General features: G+C 73.4%; 15 protein-coding genes. 9 read left to right on the top strand and 6 right to left on the bottom strand.

Features of this window, described 5'->3' with window-relative positions:
* Positions 1 to 11 precede the first annotated feature (11 nt).
* From ITJ48_RS13545 to ITJ48_RS13535, 3 genes are all read left to right on the top strand, one after another.
* The gene (locus tag ITJ48_RS13545) at positions 12 to 992 is read left to right on the top strand and encodes a sugar-binding transcriptional regulator (protein ID WP_370544926.1); all 981 of its coding nucleotides are present in this window, start codon (positions 12 to 14) and stop codon (positions 990 to 992) included.
* A 67-nt stretch (positions 993 to 1,059) separates the two neighbouring features.
* On the top strand, positions 1,060 to 1,821 hold the full coding sequence (locus tag ITJ48_RS13540; RefSeq protein WP_194614048.1) for an SDR family oxidoreductase: 762 nt from the start codon (positions 1,060 to 1,062) through the stop codon (positions 1,819 to 1,821).
* 133 nt (positions 1,822 to 1,954) lie between these two features.
* Positions 1,955 to 2,887 carry a hypothetical protein gene (locus ITJ48_RS13535; protein ID WP_194614047.1) on the top strand — a complete coding sequence of 311 codons (933 nt, stop codon included), beginning with the start codon at positions 1,955 to 1,957 and terminating at the stop codon, positions 2,885 to 2,887.
* Between the two features lie 90 nt (positions 2,888 to 2,977).
* Here the strand turns inward: ITJ48_RS13535 and ITJ48_RS13530 are convergent, their stop codons facing one another.
* Positions 2,978 to 3,670, bottom strand: coding sequence for an SDR family oxidoreductase (locus ITJ48_RS13530; RefSeq protein WP_194614046.1), 693 nt, complete (start codon positions 3,668 to 3,670; stop codon positions 2,978 to 2,980).
* Positions 3,671 to 3,695: 25 nt separating this feature from the next.
* A complete protein-coding gene (locus ITJ48_RS13525; protein WP_194614045.1) occupies positions 3,696 to 4,178 on the bottom strand; it encodes a hypothetical protein in 483 nt (160 codons plus the stop codon).
* 82 nt (positions 4,179 to 4,260) lie between these two features.
* Here ITJ48_RS13525 and ITJ48_RS13520 point away from each other — a divergent pair, with 82 nt between their 5' ends.
* The 4 genes from ITJ48_RS13520 (at position 4,261) to ITJ48_RS13505 (ending at position 11,098) form a co-directional block, all read left to right on the top strand.
* Entirely contained in the window at positions 4,261 to 5,172 is a 912-nt protein-coding gene (locus ITJ48_RS13520) for a hypothetical protein (RefSeq protein ID WP_194614044.1), read from the top strand.
* Between the two features lie 561 nt (positions 5,173 to 5,733).
* The gene (locus tag ITJ48_RS13515) at positions 5,734 to 8,052 is read left to right on the top strand and encodes a glycosyltransferase family 2 protein (RefSeq protein WP_228506905.1); all 2,319 of its coding nucleotides are present in this window, start codon (positions 5,734 to 5,736) and stop codon (positions 8,050 to 8,052) included.
* Positions 8,049 to 8,780 carry an HlyD family efflux transporter periplasmic adaptor subunit gene (locus ITJ48_RS13510; protein WP_148050099.1) on the top strand — a complete coding sequence of 244 codons (732 nt, stop codon included), beginning with the start codon at positions 8,049 to 8,051 and terminating at the stop codon, positions 8,778 to 8,780. Before ITJ48_RS13515 ends, ITJ48_RS13510 begins: the two co-directional genes overlap by 4 nt.
* Before the next feature lie 224 nt (positions 8,781 to 9,004).
* On the top strand, positions 9,005 to 11,098 hold the full coding sequence (locus ITJ48_RS13505) for a glycosyl hydrolase (protein WP_194614043.1): 2,094 nt from the start codon (positions 9,005 to 9,007) through the stop codon (positions 11,096 to 11,098).
* Between the two features lie 141 nt (positions 11,099 to 11,239).
* Here ITJ48_RS13505 and ITJ48_RS13500 read toward each other — a convergent pair whose 3' ends face one another.
* Positions 11,240 to 12,943, bottom strand: a complete 1,704-nt coding sequence (locus ITJ48_RS13500; protein ID WP_194614042.1) for a PQQ-binding-like beta-propeller repeat protein — start codon at positions 12,941 to 12,943, stop codon at positions 11,240 to 11,242.
* Positions 12,944 to 13,228: 285 nt separating this feature from the next.
* Between ITJ48_RS13500 and ITJ48_RS13495 the strand changes: the two genes are divergently transcribed.
* Entirely contained in the window at positions 13,229 to 13,384 is a 156-nt protein-coding gene (locus ITJ48_RS13495) for a hypothetical protein (protein ID WP_192040643.1), read from the top strand.
* A gap of 169 nt (positions 13,385 to 13,553) precedes the next feature.
* On the opposite strand, the gene ITJ48_RS16760 is transcribed toward ITJ48_RS13495, so the two are convergent.
* Positions 13,554 to 15,449, bottom strand: coding sequence for a PQQ-binding-like beta-propeller repeat protein (locus ITJ48_RS16760; protein ID WP_194614041.1), 1,896 nt, complete (start codon positions 15,447 to 15,449; stop codon positions 13,554 to 13,556).
* Positions 15,450 to 15,655: 206 nt separating this feature from the next.
* On the opposite strand from ITJ48_RS16760, the gene ITJ48_RS13485 reads away from it, so the two are divergent.
* On the top strand, positions 15,656 to 17,188 hold the full coding sequence (locus ITJ48_RS13485; RefSeq protein WP_194614040.1) for an APC family permease: 1,533 nt from the start codon (positions 15,656 to 15,658) through the stop codon (positions 17,186 to 17,188).
* 305 nt (positions 17,189 to 17,493) lie between these two features.
* Here ITJ48_RS13485 and ITJ48_RS13480 read toward each other — a convergent pair whose 3' ends face one another.
* Both ITJ48_RS13480 and ITJ48_RS13475 read right to left on the bottom strand, forming a co-directional pair.
* Complete coding sequence (locus tag ITJ48_RS13480; RefSeq protein ID WP_194614039.1) at positions 17,494 to 18,150, bottom strand: peroxiredoxin-like family protein; 657 nt, start codon at positions 18,148 to 18,150, stop codon at positions 17,494 to 17,496.
* Positions 18,151 to 18,404: 254 nt separating this feature from the next.
* Complete coding sequence (locus ITJ48_RS13475; RefSeq protein WP_194614038.1) at positions 18,405 to 19,181, bottom strand: Fpg/Nei family DNA glycosylase; 777 nt, start codon at positions 19,179 to 19,181, stop codon at positions 18,405 to 18,407.
* Positions 19,182 to 19,273 lie beyond the last annotated feature (92 nt).

Genomic DNA, 19,273 nt, shown 5'->3' with positions numbered 1-19,273 from the left:
TCGGAGCCCACGTGACGCGGATCGGACCGGGCGCCCTGCCCTCCACGGAGCAGCTGGCACTCATGACGAAGGTGGCGCGGCTCTACCACGAGCAGGGCCTCCGCCAGCCGGCCATCGCGGACAAGCTGCACCTGTCGCAGTCGCGGGTGTCGCGCCTCCTGAAGGAGGCTGTGGCCGCGGGGATCGTCCGCACGGTCGTCGTGCCGCCCGAGGGCGTGCACCCCGACCTCGAGGACGAGCTCCAGCACCTCTTCGGGCTCGACGACGTCGTCGTCGCGGACCCGAGCGACGACGACGACGCGTCGATCCTCAACGCCCTGGGCGCGGCCGCCGCGGTCTACCTCGAGACCAGCCTGACCGGCGGGCAGCGCGTCGGCCTGTCCTCGTGGTCGGCCACCCTGCTGGCGACCGTCGACGCCATGTCCCCGAAGACGGTGCGGACGGCGACCGAGATCGTCCAGGTGATCGGCGGCGTCGGCGCACCCGGCGTCCAGGTGATGGCGACGCGTCTCACCGACCGGCTCGCCCGGGTCACCGGCGCCGTCCCCCGCTACCTCGCCGCACCGGGCGTCGTGTCGTCGCGTTCTGGTCGTGACGCCCTGCTCGACGACCCGTTCGTCGCCGAGGTCGCCGAGCTCTGGAACGACCTCTCGGTCGTGCTGGTGGGCATCGGGAGCGTGCAGCCGTCGCCGCTGTTGCGCAACTCGGGCAACTCGCTGAGCGAGTCGGAGACCGGCGCGCTCCGAGACGCCGGAGCCGTCGGCGACATCTGCCTCCGTTTCTTCGACGACCAGGGCAGGGTCATCGACTCCGACCTGCACGAGCGCGTCCTCGGCATCAGCACGGAACAGCTCTTCGACGTGCCTCGTCGCGTGGGCGTCGCCGGGGGTGCCCGCAAGTTCGAGGCCATCCGCGCCGCCCTGCGCGGCGGCTGGCTGAGCGTGCTCGTCACCGACGTGGCCACCGCCCGGCGCCTGCTCGCCGACGCCTGACGCGGCACGACCACCGCCGCGCACCGCACCGCACCACCCCGTCCCCACCCCACACCCCAGGAGAACCATGCCGTCATTCACCCTCGAGGGCGACGTCGCCCTCGTCACCGGAGCCGCCTCGGGCATCGGCCGCGCCATCGCGATCGGCATCGCCGAGCAGGGCGGTCGAGTCGGTCTCGTCGACCTGGTCGGAGCCGACTTCAGCTCGGTGATCGCCGAGGTCGAGAGCGCCGGAGGACGTGCCCTCGCCGTCGAGGCCGACGTGACGTCGCCCGACGACATGGCCGAGGCCGTCGCCCGGATCGAGCGCGACCTCGGCGACCTGTCCCTCGCCGTCAACGCGGCGGGCATCGCGAACGCCTCGCCCGCCGAGGACATGCCGCTCGCGCAGTGGCAGAAGGTCTACGACATCGACGTGACCGGCGTCTTCCTCAGCTGCCAGGCCGAGGGCCGGGCCATGCTCGCGCACGGGCGGGGCTCGATCGTCAACATCGCGTCCATGTCGGGCACCATCGTGAACCGGGGGCTCAACCAGGTTCACTACAACAGCGCCAAGGCCGCCGTGCAGCACCTCTCGAAGTCCCTCGCCATCGAGTGGGCGACGCGCGGGGTGCGCGTGAACTCCGTCAGCCCCGGCTACACCGCGACGCCGATGAACCTCCGACCCGAGATGGTCGACCACATGGCCGTCTTCGCGTCGGAGACGCCGATGCAGCGCGTCGCGGAGCCGCACGAGATCGCCGGGCCGACGGTGTTCCTCCTGTCCGGCGCCGCGAGCTTCGTCACCGGCACGGACCTGCTCGTCGACGGCGGCTTCTGCGCCTGGTGAGGCGCTGCCGCGGCCCCGTTCCTGACGGCGGTGCCGGACGTGGGGGATCGACTTGTCTGTCCGTGCCCTGTGCCATCCTGGTCGGGCGACGGACGAACCAGCGTCGTCGCCGAACGACCTCGGAGGGGCGCAGATGATCCTGCAGAAAGCCGTCACGCCGCAGCTGAGCGCGGCGTACCACGACCACGACCACGACCGGGTGGCCGGCTTCGTCGTGCCCTGGGGCGCCGTCGGCCACGCGCGCACGCCGCGTGAGCTGATCACGGCGCACGGCCTCGACTTCCCGGGGACGCCGTTCTCGACGGACATGCCGCACATCGACGTGCTGCGGTTCGAGGGCACGGAGAACCTGCTCCTCGAGAAGGCCACGGGCGGTCCCGACCGGGCCACTCAGAACGTCACCGGCGGGCCGTTCCTCGACCGGCCGCCGTTCCGCGGCGACGGCTTCGTCGCCGACCCCGACCACGTCATCCCGCTCTCGTGGCTCCCGCACCGCCGCGTGCCTGCCGGCGCCGAGCTGCACCGCATCGCCGCCGACGGCACGAGCACCTACCTCGCGTACTTCCACTCCGCCGCCTGGGGCTGGATCTACGCGGACGACGTCGAGGCGACGCGTGGACGCCAGCCGCGCCTCGTCAGCCGCTTCGTCGGCGGCCTGGCCCGGATGGACGACGGCGAGGTCCGCATCGCCGACCTGATCGACGGGGGCACGCGGGTGATCGCCGTGCGCCAGGACGAGCAGGCCGAGGCCGACGGCTGGACGCCGACCACCCCGATGGTCTGGTCGCGCACCATCGACGTCGCCGACGTGCAGGAGTACTTCGAGCTCGACATCCGCACCCGCTGGAACGGCCTCGGCTACCGCGTCACCGACCAGTACCCGACCGCGACGGGCCTGCAGCTCAGCGGCACCTACACCGACCACGACGCCGACCTCGCCGAGGGGCTGCAGCTGGTCAAGATCGACGCCGCGGTCTACGAGGGCGAGCTGCCGGGCCACCTGCTCGAGGAGGCGACCATCCGTCAGACGCAGCTGCCGGAGTGGCCTGCCCTCGCGCTCACCTGACCTGCGCCCACCTGACCTGCGCCCACCTGACCCGCGTCGACGCGGCCCGGCGCGGGCGCCCCGCTCGGGCCCGAGCGCTGCACCCGGCGCTCAGGCGCGACGGGTCGGGCGCACCGACACCACCTCGGCCGTCGCGCCGTGGGGCAGGTCCACGACGAGGCGCACGGCGTCGGCCACCGACTGCGGCTCGAGGTAGAGCGACGCGTCGTAGACGCCTCCCTCGCTCTCGACCAGCTCGTGCTGCATGTCGGTGTCGACGCGGCCGGGATGGACGGAGCTGACGCGGACGCCGTGCCGACGCTCCTCCTCGCGCAGCGAGTCGGTGAGGGCCCGCAGGGCGAACTTGCTCGCCGCGTAGGTGCTGCCGCCGGGGCCGGCGGCGAAGCCCGAGCCGCTGTTGATCGCGACGACCGTGCCCTGGGCCGTGCGCAGCGCCGGCAGCAGCTGCCGGGTCAGCTCGGAGACGGCGAAGACGTTGACCTCGAAGACGCGGCGCCAGTCGTCGCGGCTCGTGCCCTCGACGGTCCCGCCGCCGATCACCCCCGCGGCGTGCACGACGACGTCGAGGCGGTCGAGCGCGGGCGCCTCGAAGGGCGACCCCGCGAGGTCCGCGACCCAGGGGGCGCCGGACGGGAGCGAGTCGGCGAGGGCGACCAGCGCCTCCTCGTCCCGGCCGTGCACGACGACGTGGTGCGTGCGCGACAGGTCGCGGGCGACGGCGAGGCCGATGCCGCGGGTGGCTCCGGTGACGAGGGCGGTGGGACGGGACGCGTCGGTGCTCATCGCCCCAGTCTGACGCCTCGCGGTGTCAGTCGCGGATGATCGGCAGCGGCCCCGTGAGGTGCGGCAGCTCGCGGTCGCTGAGCAGCCACCGCTCGCCGGAGGCGGTCACCAGGAACGCGAGGGGCCCCGGTCGGCAGACCACGAGCGCCCCGCCGGACTGCTGCTGCAGCACCTGGTCGAGGGCGCCGCCGAGGTCGCGGTCGTCCTCCGAGCCGCTGGCCGAGAGCACGGCGCAGCGCCCCTCGGCGCCCATCGCCGTCAGCAGTCGACGCACGCCCTCGGGGTCGCGCAGCTCGGGCGCCATGGGGTGGACGACGCCCATGTCGACCCACTCGACCGACTCGAGCAGGGCGTCGAGGCGCTCGCGGGGGGTGTCGACGCCCTCGGCCGCCTCGTGGGCCAGGCTCTGGACGGTGTCGCGGGCGTCGGGGGCGGCGAAGGCCTCGAGTGCCGCGATCACGGGTGCGGGCAGCTGCGGCACGGAGATCTCCTTCGGGGTCTGGACCACCCATCCTCCCACCTGGTGCGGACGGGCGGGTCCTCCGCGCGGTCGAGGCGCCGACGGGGGCCGCGGCTGCGAGGATGGAGCGGTGACCACCGCCTCCTCGTCCACCGTCTCCTCGACGCCCCCTCCCCTCGGCCTCCTCCTCGACGTCGACGGGCCGATCGCCAGCCCGGTCAGCCGCAGCATCGCCCTGCCGCAGATCACGCGAGACCTCGTCGCGCTCGCCGCGGCGGGCATCCCGGTCGTCTTCAACACCGGCCGGTCGGACGCGTTCATCCGGGACGAGGTCGTCGGCCCGATGATCGCGGCGGGCCTGCCCGCCGGGGCCCGTGTGCACGGCATCTGCGAGAAGGGCGCGTCGTGGTTCTCGATCGGGCCCGAGCACGGCGCCGGCGGCATGAGCGAGGTGCAGGTCGACTCCGCCCTGGCGATGCCCGCCGACTTCGCCGCCGAGATGGACGAGCTCGTCACGGCCGAGTTCGCCGACCTGGTCTTCTTCGACCACACCAAGCGCGCGATGGTCTCGATCGAGCAGCTCACGACGGTCGAGTCGGCCACCTACCTGGCCCGCCAGCGCGAGTTCGACGAGAAGGCGATGGAGGCGCTGGTCCGGCGAGGCGCCGGGGTCCGGCGACTCGACGACGAGCGTCGCGACGCCCGCGGCGAGGTGCAGTGGCGCGTCGACCCGACCATCATCTCCACGGACATCGAGTCGGTCCGCCTCGGCAAGGACCTCGGCGCCGAGCGCGCCCTCGAGCTGCTCGCGGAGGACGGCGAGCTGCCCCTCGCCTGGCGCACCGTCGGCGACTCGCGCAGCGACTACGCCATGGCGGACTGGCTGCACGCGAACGGCCACGACGTCGCGCACGTCGACGTGCGGCCCGCCGACGGCGTGCCGGCCACCGAGTACCCGGTGCTCACGAGCGCGACGGGGCTGATCCACGACGAGGCCGGGGCGGAGTTCCTGGCGCGCTGGGTCCGCGACGTCCGCGCCTGAGCCGGCCCGCGCCTCCCACGGGACGTGCACCCTCTGCACGCATCCGGCCCTCCGGACGTGCACCCTCTGCACGGATCCGCGTCTCCGGGCGGGCCGCCCGACGGATGAGCCCGGGCACCCGGGGTGAGTCTGTCCCTCGCCCGGGTGACACGACGGGCGATACCGCCGGGTATGAGGCCAGCAACGGCGCGGGTCCCGGAGGCCGTGTGCCCCACAGGAGGGGTACGACCCCCCGAACGGGTGACAACCTGGTTCCAGACCAGCCTGTACTGTTCTGATCAGTCGCCGCGAGGTCCCCCGAAAGGCCCACACGACGACCGCACCACCAGCACCACCGCCGCCCGGCGACCCACCGGGCGCACCCGACAGGCCCGTCCGAGAGGACGAGCCCCGGAGGCACCCTCCTCCGCTCACCGCCGTCGCCGGCTCACACCCAGGCCGTCGACTGCACGCACCCGTCGCCACAGCTGCCGACGCCCTCCCCGGACGTCTGCAGGCGACAACCGCCGCTCTCTGCCGTCCGGGATCTCCGTAGTCCCGAACCAGGAGAGAAGTACTCGCATGTCCCGAACCATGCGCGACGCTCCGCTGTCCCCGGAAACGGGGTCGGCCACCACGTCGTCCACCGCCGACCGCCTCGCGGCCGGCACCACCGCAACCACACCCGGCACCACCGCACCCGGCACGACCAGCACCGGCGCGCTCGTCCTCGACGAGCGTGCCGACACCGCGACGACCGTCGACCAGAGGCACCTAGCACCCTCCGGACCCGTCGGCCAGCGTCGCGAGCCGGTGCCTGCTCCTCGGCCGCGGGCCGACCACGTCAGCGTGGCGGCCCGCCCCGAGGGCGGCAGGGCGCACAGCCCGGTCATGGTGCTGCTCGTGCTCATCGCGACGCTCGGCATCCTGCTCTACGCGCAGTTCCTGCTGAACCCGAGCAACCGCGGCGACATCCTGCCCTACGCGATGATCATCGTCGCCGAGGCGATCCTCGTCGTGCAGACGCTCTTCGCGATGTGGACGATCCTCTCGGGCGGCCAGGACCCCCGCGACTTCGACTTCCACGCGACGCAGGACACCCTGTACGACGAGGACGAGATCGACCGCCTGGGCCTCCGCGGCACCCCGCACCTCTGGCCGATGCGCATCGCCGGCGAGAAGATCGTCGCCGACGTGTTCATCACGGTCTACGGCGAGGAGCTCGCCAAGATCGCGACGACCGTCCAGGCCGCGCTGGCCCTGAAGGGCGAGCACCGCACCTGGGTGCTCGACGACGGCCGCAGCGACGAGGTCCGCGACCTCGCCGCGCAGCTCGGCGCGCGCTACATCCGCCGCCTCAGCAGCAACGGCGCGAAGGCCGGCAACGTGAACCACGCGCTGGCCATCGCGAAGGGCGACTACTTCGCCATCTTCGACGCGGACTTCGTGCCCGGGACGGACTTCCTGTTCGAGACGGTGCCGTTCTTCGTCGACGAGAAGGTCGCCTTCGTGCAGACCCCTCAGACCTACGGCAACCTGACGAGCCTCGTCAGCCGCGGCGCGGGCTACATGCAGACCGTCTTCTACCGGTTCATCCAGCCGGGCCGCAACCGCTTCAACGCGGCCTTCTGCGTCGGCACGAACGTCATCTTCCGCCGCAGCGCGATCGACGAGATCGGCGGCATCGACACCGACTCGAAGTCGGAGGACGTCTGGACGAGCCTGCACCTGCACGAGGCCGGCTGGAAGTCGATCTACATCCCCATGACGCTCGCCGTCGGCGACGCCCCCGAGACCATCGAGGCGTACAGCAAGCAGCAGCTGCGCTGGGCGACCGGCGGGTTCGAGATCCTGTTCCGCCACAACCCGCTCAGCCCGCGCCGCACCCTGACGATGGACCAGCGCCTCCAGTACTTCGTCACCGCGACGAACTACCTGACCGGCATCGCCCCGCTGCTGCTGCTCATGGTGCCGCCGATGGAGATCTTCTTCGACCTCCGCCCGATGAACCTGCACATCTCGGTGCTGCAGTGGTTCCTCTTCTACGCCGGCTTCTACCTGATGCAGATCGTGCTGGCGTTCTACACGCTCGGCTCGTTCCGCTGGGAGGTGCTGATGCTCGCCACCGTGTCGTTCCCGATCTACGTCAAGGCGCTGTGGAACGTCATCAGCGGCAAGGACGAGGCGTGGAGCGTCACCGGCCGCAAGGGCAAGGTGTCGTCGCCCTTCAACTTCATCATCCCGCAGGTGCTGTTCTGGCTGTTCCTCACGCTGACCTCGTGCGTGGCGCTCGTCCGGGACGCCGACAACGGCGTGCTGACGCTGGCGACCGTGTGGAACCTGCTCAACACCTTCATCCTGTCCGCGTTCCTCGTCGCCGCCTGGCGCGAGGGCCGCACGCTCAAGCGCTTCGCGAAGGCCGAGCAGCGCGGCGAGGTGACCGACGCCCCGGTGGTGCTCACCGCGCCTCCCGGCTCGGCGCCCGCGTCGCGTCGCACGCAGGTCTCGCGGCCCGCACCGCGCACCGGCGAGGAGATCCTCGCCCTGCAGCAGGCCGACGAGGCCGAGCAGGCGGCGGCGAAGGAGGCGGACCTCGCGACCGCGCACCGCCTCGCCGACCGCACGCCCTCCGACGACCCGGAGCAGACGGCTCGCGACCAGGCCCGCCAGGCCGAGCTCGCGGCGTCCCGCGCCTTCGCCCACGCCCACGAGAGGGACGCGCTGGCGCACGCCGCCGAGCACGACCCCGACTCGCTCGTCGGCGCAGCACGCCGGGCCGACCGGCCCAGCGGTCGCCGCGCCTCCGACGCCGCCCCCGACCACGGCGACGCCCCCGACAACGGCGCCCGCGCCGACGACTCCGGCGCCCGCGCCGACCAGCAGGAGAGGGTCACGTCATGACCTGGATGAACCGCCTCAAGATGACCGCCGGCATGCTCGTCGTGCTCGTGCTGGTCGCCGCCTTCACGATGATCTTCACGCAGCGCCAGCAGCAGGTGAACAGCACGAGCGCCGAGATCGCCGCCCAGGAGTACTCGGTCGGCACCGACTACAGCGGCACCATCACCCGCTCGTACGTCGAGAACGGCGACGAGGTGAAGGAGGGCGACACGCTCTTCGAGGTGCAGAGCCTCTCGCTGCTGCAGGACATCTCGCGCGGCCTCGTGACCTACGACACCGCCACCTACTCGGTGGCCCCCGACGGCACCCTCACCCTGAAGGCCGCCGTCGACGGCACCGTCGCCGACGTGCTGCTCAAGGAGGGCAGCTTCGTCCAGGCCGGCGGGTCGCTCGGCACCATCGACAAGGAGGACACCCTCTTCGTCGCCGCCGACTTCGTGCTGACGCCCCGTGACTACGAGCGGATCGAGTCCGGCGCCGAGGTCGACCTCATGCTGCCGAACCAGACCACCATCACGGGCAAGGTCGGCGTCGTGAACGTCGAGACCAAGGACGGCGACGCCGAGACGACGCTGCAGGTCTCGAGCGACCAGCTCGTCGAGGGCGCGTACAACGGGCTCGTCACGCCGGGCACGCCCGTCGAGGCGAAGCTGCACCTCCGGGACGACGGGGTGCTCGCCGGCCCCGTCGACTCCCTCACCGACTTCCTGCGTCAGATCGGGGTCTGATCATCGCTGACGCAGGAGACAAGACGACGGGTCGTCGTCGTGGGCTGGGTCGTTCGGGACCCTCGACCGACGCCGCGACCACCCGTCACGCCGAGGAGGCGCGGGTCGACACCCGACGCGCGCCGCGCCTCCCCGGCACCCCCCGCCCCGCAGGGCACGGCCTCGCCGGCCGTCGCCTCGCAGGCCGCCGCCCGGCAGGTCGCCTCGTCGCGGCCCTCGCCCTCGTGACCGCCGGCGGCCTCGTGCTCGCCGGCTGCACGAGCGACGACGGCGCGACCGGCCCCGACGGCGGCAGCACCGAGGGCCGCACCACCGCGGCCGGCGACGTGCTGCCCGCCTCGCAGATCGACCCGCTCGTGGCCGCCCTGCCCGAGGAGTCGGTCGCCGAGGTCCCGACCATGCGCCTCGCCGACGGCGTCCTGCCGCCGACGAACCGCTGGTTCTCCGGCCTGGTCTTCGGCGACGAGCCGATGCCGGTCTTCCCGTTCCCGATCTCGTTCCAGCTGACCGACGACGGCTTCGCCGCCGGCCAGCCCGCCCCGGTGCCGTCCGCCACCGCGATCGTCGGCCCCGCACTGACCGACGTCTCGGTCGACCTCGGGTCGTCCGACTTCGTGGTGAGCGGCTACGACGACGTGTCGGTCACCCTCGAGCACCGCGACGGCGACACCGTGCTCGGCCACACGACGATCGCCGAGGGCTCGCCCACGGTGTCGTACACCGCGGCGACGGCGCAGACCGACGCGCTCTCGGTGCTCGGCGACGGCACCTTCGAGGCGGCCGGCGACGGCCGCGCGACGGTCGAGGTCGGCGACGCCACCTGGGGGGTCGTCGTCACCGGTGGCACCCTCGACGCCGACGCCTCCTCCGTCTCGCTGGACGAGGGAGGCTCGGTCGTGCTCGTCTCGGTCCCGGCCGGCGCCTCCTCCGACCAGACGACGCAGGTGCTCGACGCGGCGGCCTCGCCGCTGACCGGCGTCACCACCTCGTACGGCACGAGCGGCAGCGGCGACCAGCAGCAGCAGACCACCGAGCTCGGCTACGTGACGGCCGCGGGCGGCGACGCCCTCGTCGTCGCGGCGCCGCACCAGGGCGACTCCGGCCCCGCGGCCGGCGGTGCCGACACCGGTCTCACGTACCCGACCGTCTACGGGACGGTGCCCCTCTCGATCGGCACCGGCCTGTCGTTCGGGGCGCCCACCACGACGGCCTCGGCGGCGCTCGACCTGAGCGGGCTGAGCGACGCCGAGCGCGCCTCCGTGCGCGACCAGCTCGAGATCGACGTCAGCCTGACGCCGACCTTCGCGGCCGACACGTACTACGGCGGCAAGGCGCTCTACCGGGCGTCGATGCTCTACCAGCTCGCCGTGCAGCTCGACGACCAGGAGGTGGCGGCCGACCTGAAGAAGCGCATCGTCGACCAGCTCGACCTGTGGACCGAGCCCGACGGCTGCGAGTCGCGCGACCAGGAGTGCTTCGTCTACGACCCCGCGGTGAAGGGCGTCGTCGGCAAGGCGGCCTCGTTCGGCTCGGACGAGTTCAACGACCACTACTTCCACTACGGCTACTTCCTCTACGCGGCCGGCGTCATGGCCGCGGACGACCCCTCGCTCGCCGAGGGCTGGCAGCCCGTGATGGACCTGCTCGCCGCCGACATCGCGTCGGGCTCGCAGAACGGCTCGTTCCCCGACCGTCGCGCGTTCGACCCGTTCTGGTCGCACAGCTGGGCCAGCGGCTGGTCGCCGTTCGCCGACGGCAACAACCAGGAGTCGTCGTCGGAGGCGGTGGGCGCCTACGCGGGCCTGTCGCTCTGGGCGTCGGCCACCGGCGACGAGGCCCTCGGCGGCGAGGCGAGCTGGATGCTCAGCGCCGAATCGCAGGCGGCCCTCGCCTACTTCGTGGCGCCCGACCTCAGCGACCCCGTGTTCCAGGGCGCGGCCGGCACGACGACCTTCGACCACACGGTCGTGTCGCTCAACTGGGGCGGCAAGCGGGACTGGGCCACGTGGTTCTCGGCCGAGCCGTCGGCCATCGCGGGCATCCAGCTGATCCCGCTGAGCCCGACGTCGGTCGACTACCTGACCGCCGAGGCCGCAGGAGGCGCGGAGCAGGTCGACGCGTTCGTCGCGGAGGCAGCCCCGGACGGCTTCGACGGGCCGCTCGCCGACTACGTCCTGATGTACTCGGCCCTGGCCGGGAAGGACGCGGCCGCGTCGGCGCTGACGACGCTCGCGGCGCTGCCCGACACGGGGATCGACGACGGGAACTCGCGGTCGTACGCCATGGCGTGGATCCTGGCGGCGCAGGCGCGCGGCTAGCTGCGCGCGGCCGCGGTGCGGCCGCGGCCGCGGTGCGGCTGCGGCTGCGGCTGTGCCCGCCTCGAACCGCGTTCCGGACCATGAACCGCCTTTTTTCGCGGTTCATGGTGCGGAACGCGGTTCTTCGCGTCCGGGACGGCGTCAGCCGACGACGCGCGTGTCGTCGACGAGCTGGGTGACGACGCCGTCGTCGCCGACCGCGACGAGGGTGCCGCCCCAGAACTGCAGGTCGTGAACGCCGGCGGCGTCGCCCTCGCCGGGCGTGAGCTGCCAGAGCGCGCGGCCGTCGGCGAGGTCGTACGCCGCCACCGCGCCGGCGAGGACGCCGCCGTCCAGACCGACGCGAGGGCCGGTCGTCACGGCGAGCACGGTGCGCGACATCGCGAGGGGCGACGCGTCGCCGGGCACCCGGATCCGGGTGCGCTCGGCTCCCGTCTCGGCGTCGAGCACGAGCAGGGCCTGCTGGCGGCCCGGCGAGCCCGACGACCCTGCTGAGCCGTCTCCTTCGCGGGAGGTGGCCGCCCGCGCGAGCACGTCCCCGCCGCGCTGCCCCGCCGCGGGCTCGAGCGCGAGGGGCGCCGGTGCGGGCACGCCGTCGGGATGGGGGTCGCTGCGGACCGTCCAGCGCTCGTCGCCGGAGTCCCGGTCGACGCAGGTCAGGGAGGCGCCCTCCGAGAAGAAGACGCAGTCGCCGACGAGCACGGGGGCCTCGTCCCGCCCGGAGTCGCGCCGCCACGTCTCCCGCCCGTCGAGCCGGTGCGCGACCCGCTGGGGGGATGTCGTCGTCGTGCCGTCGGTCAGCAGGTCGACGAACACGAGGTCCCCGTCGACCGTGGTCGCCGAGTCGTCCCGCCAGGGCTCGCCCCACGCGGCCGCCGCACCCGTCTCCGGATCGACGAGCGACCCTGCGCCGTCGGCCACGACGAGCACCCCGCCGCCGACGAGGTCCGCGTGCCCGTCGACCCCGAGGGCGGTCTGCCAGACCGCGCGTCCCACGTCCTCCCGCGCCAGGACGGTCGTCAGCGTCCGGGCCGGTCCGTCGACGAAGCCCTGGCCGCGGTCGCCCCCGCCGCCGACCTGCGTCTGCGTGAGCACCCACCGGTCGTCGACCTCCACCACGACGAGCGGGCCCGCGGGCGACGTGTACCGCTCGAGCACGAGGCCCGTCGCGAGGTCGACCCGCGCGACCGTGGCGCTCGGGGAGCCGAGTCCGGCCGTCCCGTTGCCGACGACGGCCGTCGACCCATCGTCGTCGACCCAGGCGCCGAGCTGCTCGGGGGAGACGACGTCGCTCACGTCGGAGGTGGCCGTGCTCCACCGCACGACGCCCGTGCGCGGGTCGACACGGACGAGGCGGTCGCCGCTGCCCTCGGCGCCCTCGGCGCCCTCGCTGCCTCCGCCGCCCTCGCGGTCGGAGCAGCCCGCCCTCGCCGCGCCGAGCTGCGTGGTCGTGAGGACGAGGACGTCGTCCCCAGCCCGAGCCAGGACGCGCATGTCGAGGCAGCCGGGCTGCACGTCGGTCGCTCCGAGGTCTGCAGGCTCGATCTGCCAGCCCTCGGCCACGGGGGAGCTCCGCAGCTCGTCGACGACGAGCCCGTCCACCGGATCGCCCTCCGGGTACTCGGGCTGAGCGGCGAGCCCCGCAGCGACGACGAGGGCTGCCGCGACGACGCCCGCCGCGGCGGCCGTGCCCGCTCGACGACCCGAGGAGGCGCGCTGCCAGCGAGCGCGCAGGCCGCCTCCTCGTCCGCCCGGCCGCGCAGCGCGGGCCCGGGCGTCGCCGTCCGCTCGGCGTTCGTCGTCCCGGGCATCGCCGGCCGAGCGCGTGTCCTCGTGGTCCGTCACGGTGCTCGTCCCCTCTCGCGCGCCTCCGGCGATCGTACGGCCGCCGCGCCTCCTGCCCTTGCTGCCCCCTCCTGCCGATCACTCTCAAAGTTTGAGAGTGATCGGCACCGTGCGGCCCTGTGGAACCCGGAGCCGCGGTCGTCCGGCGACGGATCTCTCTCGGCTCGCCCGGAACCGCCCGCCCTTAAGCTGGTCTCGCCCGATCACCGCCGCCCCCGCCCGAAGGACTCCCTCATCGAAGCCCTGGTCATCTCGATCCTCGCCGTCGCGGCGGTCGTCCTCATCGTGATGCAGGTCCTGTACCGCCGCCGGGTCATGCGCCGCCGCCAGGCCGCCGGCCAGGACCCGGTCGGCCGCGGCACCTACGTGATCTTCGCCGTGACCGCGGCCTTCTTCCTCTTCGCGGTCTTCGTCTTCCCGCTGCTCGTCCGCGGGAACTGACCCGCGCCTCGTGCAGACCTGAGCCGCCCCGGCTCGTCGCGGCGGCCGCGGACTGCCTGCGGCGACGCGTTCCGGACATGGTGACGCGCTGGATCGCGTCATCGTGTCCGGAACGGGCCAGCCCGGCACGTGACGCCGCGTCGAGGTGCGGCTGAGCCCGCGACCGCCCTCAGCCGGCGAGCTCGACGCCCGTCGTGAGCCCGTGCACGACTCCACCGGGGTCGACCCGGACGAGCGTCGGCCCCCAGAACGCCGACGTGAACGAGCCCGATGAGAGCTCGATCGTCCACAGGGTGCGGCCGTCGGACAGGTCGAACGCGATCAGGGTGGGGGTGTCGCGGCCGCTCGGGAAGAACGTCGCCGCGTAGCCGGTGGTGCGCGAGGTGGCGATGACGTAGGAGGCGACCGGCAGCTCCGTCACCCACCGCTCGTCGCCGGAGAGCGCGGCCAGGGCGTGCACCTCCTTGCCTCGGTCCAGACCGCTCGGGTCGCCCTGCTCGTCCGCGTCGACGACGGCCGCCAGCACGTCGTCGGTCGCCGTGCCGAAGTACGCCTGCACCTGCTCGGCCTCGCCGCTGCCGCTGCCTCCGGCCCCGTCGCCGTCGCGGTCGCCGCCGCCGGGGGCCCGGAGGGTGCGGCTCCAGAGCTCGTCGCCGGTGCGCGGGTCGAGGCAGGTGACCTCGCCGCCCGGGACGGTGACCGAGATGCACGAGTCCGTCACGGACGGGTAGCTCGTCGACGGGAGGCGAGCCGACCAGCGGAGCGCGCCGTCGGAGTCGAGCGACACCATCGTCGGCTCGCCCCCGGCGCGCCCGCTGAGCACGACCCCGTCGAGCGACGCGGCCCACGACTCGACGTTGCGCAGGCCGCCCGGCAGCGGATCGACCGCGCCGGTGCGGGCGTCGACGACGAGCGGCTCGTCGCCCACGTCGATCACGAGGAGGTCGCCGACGAGCCGCACGCTGAGCCCGGCGCCCGCGTTCCCCGTCCAGGTCGGCGCCGACAGGTCGTCCGCCCGGTAGAGGCGGTAGAGCGATCGGCCGCCCTGAGCGACGACGGCCCCCTCGTCAGAGAAGCGGTCGCCGGGCTGCTCGGAGACGACGACGGCCGTCGTGCTGAGGCCCTCCACCTGGAGGACGCTGCCGGTGCTGCTGCCGGTGGACGGGCTGGAGCCCTCGGGGTCGTAGCCGGGGTCGCTCCCGTCGGCGAGGCCGCCCGCAGCCGACCCGTCCGAAACGTCCGATCCGTCTGACTCGTCCGATCCGTCGGACTCGTCCACCTGGCCCGTCGCGCCGTCGTCGGGTGGCCCGCGCAGCACCTCCTGCACCTCTCCGGTCTCCGTGTCGAGACGGGCGAGTCCGGAGCCGACGATCGACTGCACCGCGACCAGGGCGTCCCCGGTCGCCGGGTCGACGCTCACCTGGAGCCCGATCGCGTCGATGCCGACCGCCTCGGCCACGTCGGCGACCCAGAGCACCTCGCCCGTGCGGGCGTCGAGCCGGGCCAGCCGGCCTGGAGCGTCCTCGCAGCCGGAGTCGGGCACGTACCCCTGCGCCGACGTCGTGACGAGCACGTCGTCGTCGCCGAGCCGGGTGCTGCCGTCGAAGCCGACGCAGTCCGCCTCCGCGCCGGGCGCGAGGACCGATCGCAGGTCGGTGCTCCACGCCGTCGTCGTCGGGGCCGTGCGCAGGTCGTCGACCTCGAAGGAGGCCCTGGCCACGGGGGCGTACTCGGGCCCCGCCGCGACGCCCCCGACCGCCACCAGGGCGGCGACGAGGGCGGTCGCGCCGATCAGGCCCGCCACCCGCCGCGTCGGGGTCAGCCGTCGCGAGCGAGCGGCCGCGGCACGCGCGACGCCGGTCAGGGCCGAGGAGGCGCGCCCGGGAGGGCGGAGGGGGCCGGCTGTCGACACGGCCGGGTCCGGCGCCGCGGGGGCGAGGTCGCCCGCGTCGTCGACGTCAGCGGCGCGGGGCCCGCCGTCGCTCCGCGCCGGGGCCCCCTCCCACACGGCCGACGCCCGGGCGGGAGCCGCCGGGCGCCAGGGCTGATCGTCGTCGTCCCGCACGGCTCCATGCTAGGTCGGGACCGGGGCGTCCGGGCCGGCCCGCGCCTCCTCCGCTGCCCCTCGGCGACCGACCGCCAGGTCGCGCGGCGGTCGTGGTCGAGCCGACGACCGCCTCCTCGACGCCGCCTCGCGCGCGTGCACAGCCCGCAGTATGCTGGCGCGTCGCCCCCGGCCGGGGGCCGCGTCCGCCCACCGAGGAGCCACCCATGGCGACCACCCCGCCCCCGAGCGCCCGCCGCGGCCTGATGCGCACGAAGTCCGTCGAGTCGTCGATCCAGGACTCGCTCGAGGGCGAGAGCAGGCTGAAGCGCTCGCTGGGCGTCACCGACCTCACGCTGATGGGCATCGCCGTCGCCGTCGGCGCGGGCATCTTCTCGGTCGGCGCGAACGCCGCCGCGAACTTCGCCGGGCCCGGCGTCATCATCTCGTTCATCCTCGCGGCCGTCACCTGCGGCCTCGCCATCATGTGCTATGCCGAGTTCGCCTCGACCATCCCCGTGGCCGGCAGCGCGTACACCTTCACCTACGCGACGATGGGCGAGTTCCTCGCGTGGATCATCGGGTGGGACCTCATCCTCGAGACCCTCACCGGCGCGGCCGTCCTCGCGAAGTACTGGGGCATCTACCTCAGCACCGTGTTCGAGCAGTTCGGCGTGCCGCTGCCCGACACGATCGCGCTCGGCCCGGTCCAGCTGAGCTGGGGGCCGTTCCTCATCGTCGCCGTCTTCACCGTGCTGCTCGTGCTCGGCACCCAGCTGAGCTCGCGCGTCGGCAGCGTCTTCACGGTGATCAAGGTCGGCATCGTGCTGTTCGTGATCGTCGTCGGCTTCTTCTTCGTCAAGGCGTCGAACTACACGCCGTTCATCCCGGAGTCGCAGCCGCGCACCGGAGAGGGCGCCACCGACGCCTGGACGCAGTCGCTGTTCTCGTTCCTCAGCGGGGCCGCCCCGGCACAGTACGGCGTCTTCGGCCTGCTGGCCGGCGCCTCCCTGGTCTTCTTCGCCTTCATCGGGTTCGACATCGTCGCCACCAGCGCCGAGGAGGTCAAGGACCCGCAGAAGACCATGCCCCGCGGCATCTTCCTCGGCCTCGGCATCGTGACCCTGCTCTACGTGCTCGTCGCCGTCGTGCTGACCGGCATGGTGTCGTACCGCGACCTCGCCTCGAGCGAGACGCCGAACCTCGCCACCGCGTTCGAGCTCGTCGGCGTCGACTGGGCCGCCAAGGTCATCGCCGTCGGGGCGCTCGTCGGCCTCACCACCGTGATCATGGTGCTGCTGCTCGGCCTCGCCCGCATCGTCTTCTCGATGAGCCGCGACGGGCTGCTGCCCCGCGGCCTCTCGAAGACCTCCGCGAAGCGCGGCACGCCCGTGCGCGTGCAGGTGCTCGCGGGCGTCGTCGTCGCGCTGATCGCCGGGCTCACCGACGTCGGCGTGCTCGAGGAGATGATCAACATCGGCACCCTGTCGGCGTTCGTCCTGGTGAGCATCGGCGTGATCGTGCTGCGCCGCACCCGCTCGGACCTGCCGCGCGCGTTCCGCGTGCCGCTCGTGCCGTTCCTGCCGATCCTCTCGGCGGTGCTCTGCATCTGGCTGATGCTCAACCTCACGACGCTGACCTGGGCGCGGTTCGCCGTGTGGCTCGTGATCGGCGTGGTCGTGTACTTCGCGTACGGGCGGCGGCACTCGCGCGTCGGCCGCGAGCAGGCGGCCGAGCTGCAGGAGGCGTCCCGCCCGTAGGGCGCGTGCGCTGCGGCTGCGCCTGCGGGCCGGCTGCGCCTGCGGGCGGCCGGGTGTCTCGCCGTCGAACCGCGTTCCGAACCATGAACCGCGTTTTTTCGCGGTTCATGGTTCGGAATGCGGTTCATCGCGGTGCCGTGGCGGCCGCGGGACGCAGGCCGCCGCCGCCGGTCGCGGGCGCTTGTGCGTGCGTGCGTGCGCGTGCGCGTAGCGACACCAAAGGGACGAGACGACGCGGGGTCCCGCGTCGTCTCGTCCCTCCCGCGTCGGCTCGCGCCCGGGGAACCCGCGCGGGCGCTCCCGGGTCAGCTCAGCTGGTCGAGGGCGGCGACGATCTCGGCGACCTCGGTGCGGGTCGTGTAGTCGACGTGGACGTCCGCGAACACGACCCGGCCGTCGCCGTCGACCACGAGCACGGTCGGGAACGGGATGTCGCCCGTCGCGTCGGCGTTGCTGTCGGCGACGTCGAAGCCGAGCTGGGTGTGGGCCGCGCGCGCGTCGGCGGTGGGCTCGGTCACGATGCCGAGCGCGCGGCTGAGGACATTGCCCGGGTCGGACAGCACCGGGAACTCGAGCGAGCCGTTCGTCGTGGCGAGGTCGCTGCCCTCGGGGGTCTGGGGGCTGATGGCGACCAGGGCGACGCCGCGCTCGCGCAGGGTCGGGAGCAGCTCCTCCTGGTACGTCTTGAGGGTCAGGTTGCAGTACGGGCACCAGGCGCCGCGGTAGAAGACGAGCACCGCCGCCGACTCGCCGATCGTCTCGGCGAGGGAGACCTCGTCGCCCGCCGGGCTGAGCAGGGTGGCGTCGACGACCTGGTCGCCGACGGCGATCGCGTCGTCGGGGACGCCCGCCTCGCGGAGGCTGCGCTGCTCGGCGTCGAAGACGGCGCTGAGCTCGGGGCCGATCTGGGCGGAGAAGCCCTCGTTGAACGTGCTGACCTGCGTGGCGATGTCGGTCGTCATGGCGTGCTCCTCGGTGAGGCCGCGCGTCGGGTGCGGGCCGGGTGCGTGCGACTGTAGGGGCACCTCCTCGGGGTCGTTCCCAGGTGCGTCACGGTTCGTCACGAACGCCGTCGCCGTCGTCGCCGCCGCTGCCGCGTGCGTGCACGACTCAGGACCAGCGGCCCGGGTCCTCCTGAACGGTGCACGGCTCAGGACTGCGAGTCCCCCCGTCGCGCGATGCAGGACAGAAGTTCCTGAATGAGGAGGGAGGCGGGTCAGCTCTGGCAGCGGGGGCACCAGTAGGTGTCGCGCAGCTCGAGCTCCGACTCGCCGAGCTCGCCCCGGACGATCTTCGTGCCGCAGCGGAGGCACGGCTTGCCTGCCCGCCCGTAGACCCAGTCGGTGGTCCCGCGGAGGTTGCCGGTGGTGGTGCGCTCGATCCTGTCCTTGTTCGCGACGATCAGCCGGTGCGCGAGGTCGATCATCTTCGGGCGGTTCTCGACCTCGCCGACCGGACGGGTCGGGAGCACCCCGCGCAGGAAGCAGACCTCGGCCCGGTAGACGTTGCCGAGGCCGGCGAGCACGCGCTGGTCGAGCAGGGCGAGCCCGACCTCGCGCGCGGGGTCGGCCTCGAGGTTGCTCAGGGCCAGCGCGGCGTCCCAGTCGGGGCCGAGCAGGTCGGGGCCGAGGTACGCCGTGACCGAGTCCTCCGGGTCGCGGGCGACGAGCTCGACGATGCCGAGGTCGAAGCCGACGGTGACCCACTCCTCCGTCTCGAGCACGACCCGGGCCTGGTACGCGGGCCGCCGCCACTTCGTGCCGTGCTTGTAGACGTGCCACGAGCCCTCCATCTTGAGGTGCGTGTGCAGCGTGTGGTCGCCGATGTGGTGCAGGAGGTGCTTGCCGCGGGCGATCACGTCGTCGACCACCTCGCCGCTGAGGTCGACCGTGGCGAACGCCGGGACGCGGAAGTCGGTCGCCGTCAGCACCTGGCCGTGCAGCACGGCGTCGAGGTTCTTGGCGGAGCGGTAGACGGTGTCTCCCTCGGGCACGGTGGGGGCTCCTCCTGGTCGGTGCGGTGCGGTGCGGTGCGGTGCGGTGGGTGTGTGTGGCGGTGCAGGTGCGGGCGTGGTGTTCGGGTGCT

The organism is Frigoribacterium sp. VKM Ac-2530 (genome assembly GCF_015350835.1).
In the GTDB taxonomy this organism is placed as follows: Bacteria; Actinomycetota; Actinomycetes; order Actinomycetales; family Microbacteriaceae; genus Frigoribacterium.
This window is presented reverse-complemented; position numbering and strand designations above follow the sequence as displayed.

Coding starts and splice junctions, on each gene's coding strand:
- ITJ48_RS13540 (WP_194614048.1), top strand. CDS start 1,060: ATGCCGTCATTCACCCTCGAGGGCGACGTCGCCCTCGTCACCGGAGCC.
- ITJ48_RS13535 (WP_194614047.1), top strand. CDS start 1,955: ATGATCCTGCAGAAAGCCGTCACGCCGCAGCTGAGCGCGGCGTACCAC.
- ITJ48_RS13530 (WP_194614046.1), bottom strand. CDS start 3,670: ATGAGCACCGACGCGTCCCGTCCCACCGCCCTCGTCACCGGAGCCACC.
- ITJ48_RS13515 (WP_228506905.1), top strand. CDS start 5,734: ATGTCCCGAACCATGCGCGACGCTCCGCTGTCCCCGGAAACGGGGTCG.
- ITJ48_RS13510 (WP_148050099.1), top strand. CDS start 8,049: ATGACCTGGATGAACCGCCTCAAGATGACCGCCGGCATGCTCGTCGTG.
- ITJ48_RS13485 (WP_194614040.1), top strand. CDS start 15,656: ATGGCGACCACCCCGCCCCCGAGCGCCCGCCGCGGCCTGATGCGCACG.
- ITJ48_RS13480 (WP_194614039.1), bottom strand. CDS start 18,150: ATGACGACCGACATCGCCACGCAGGTCAGCACGTTCAACGAGGGCTTC.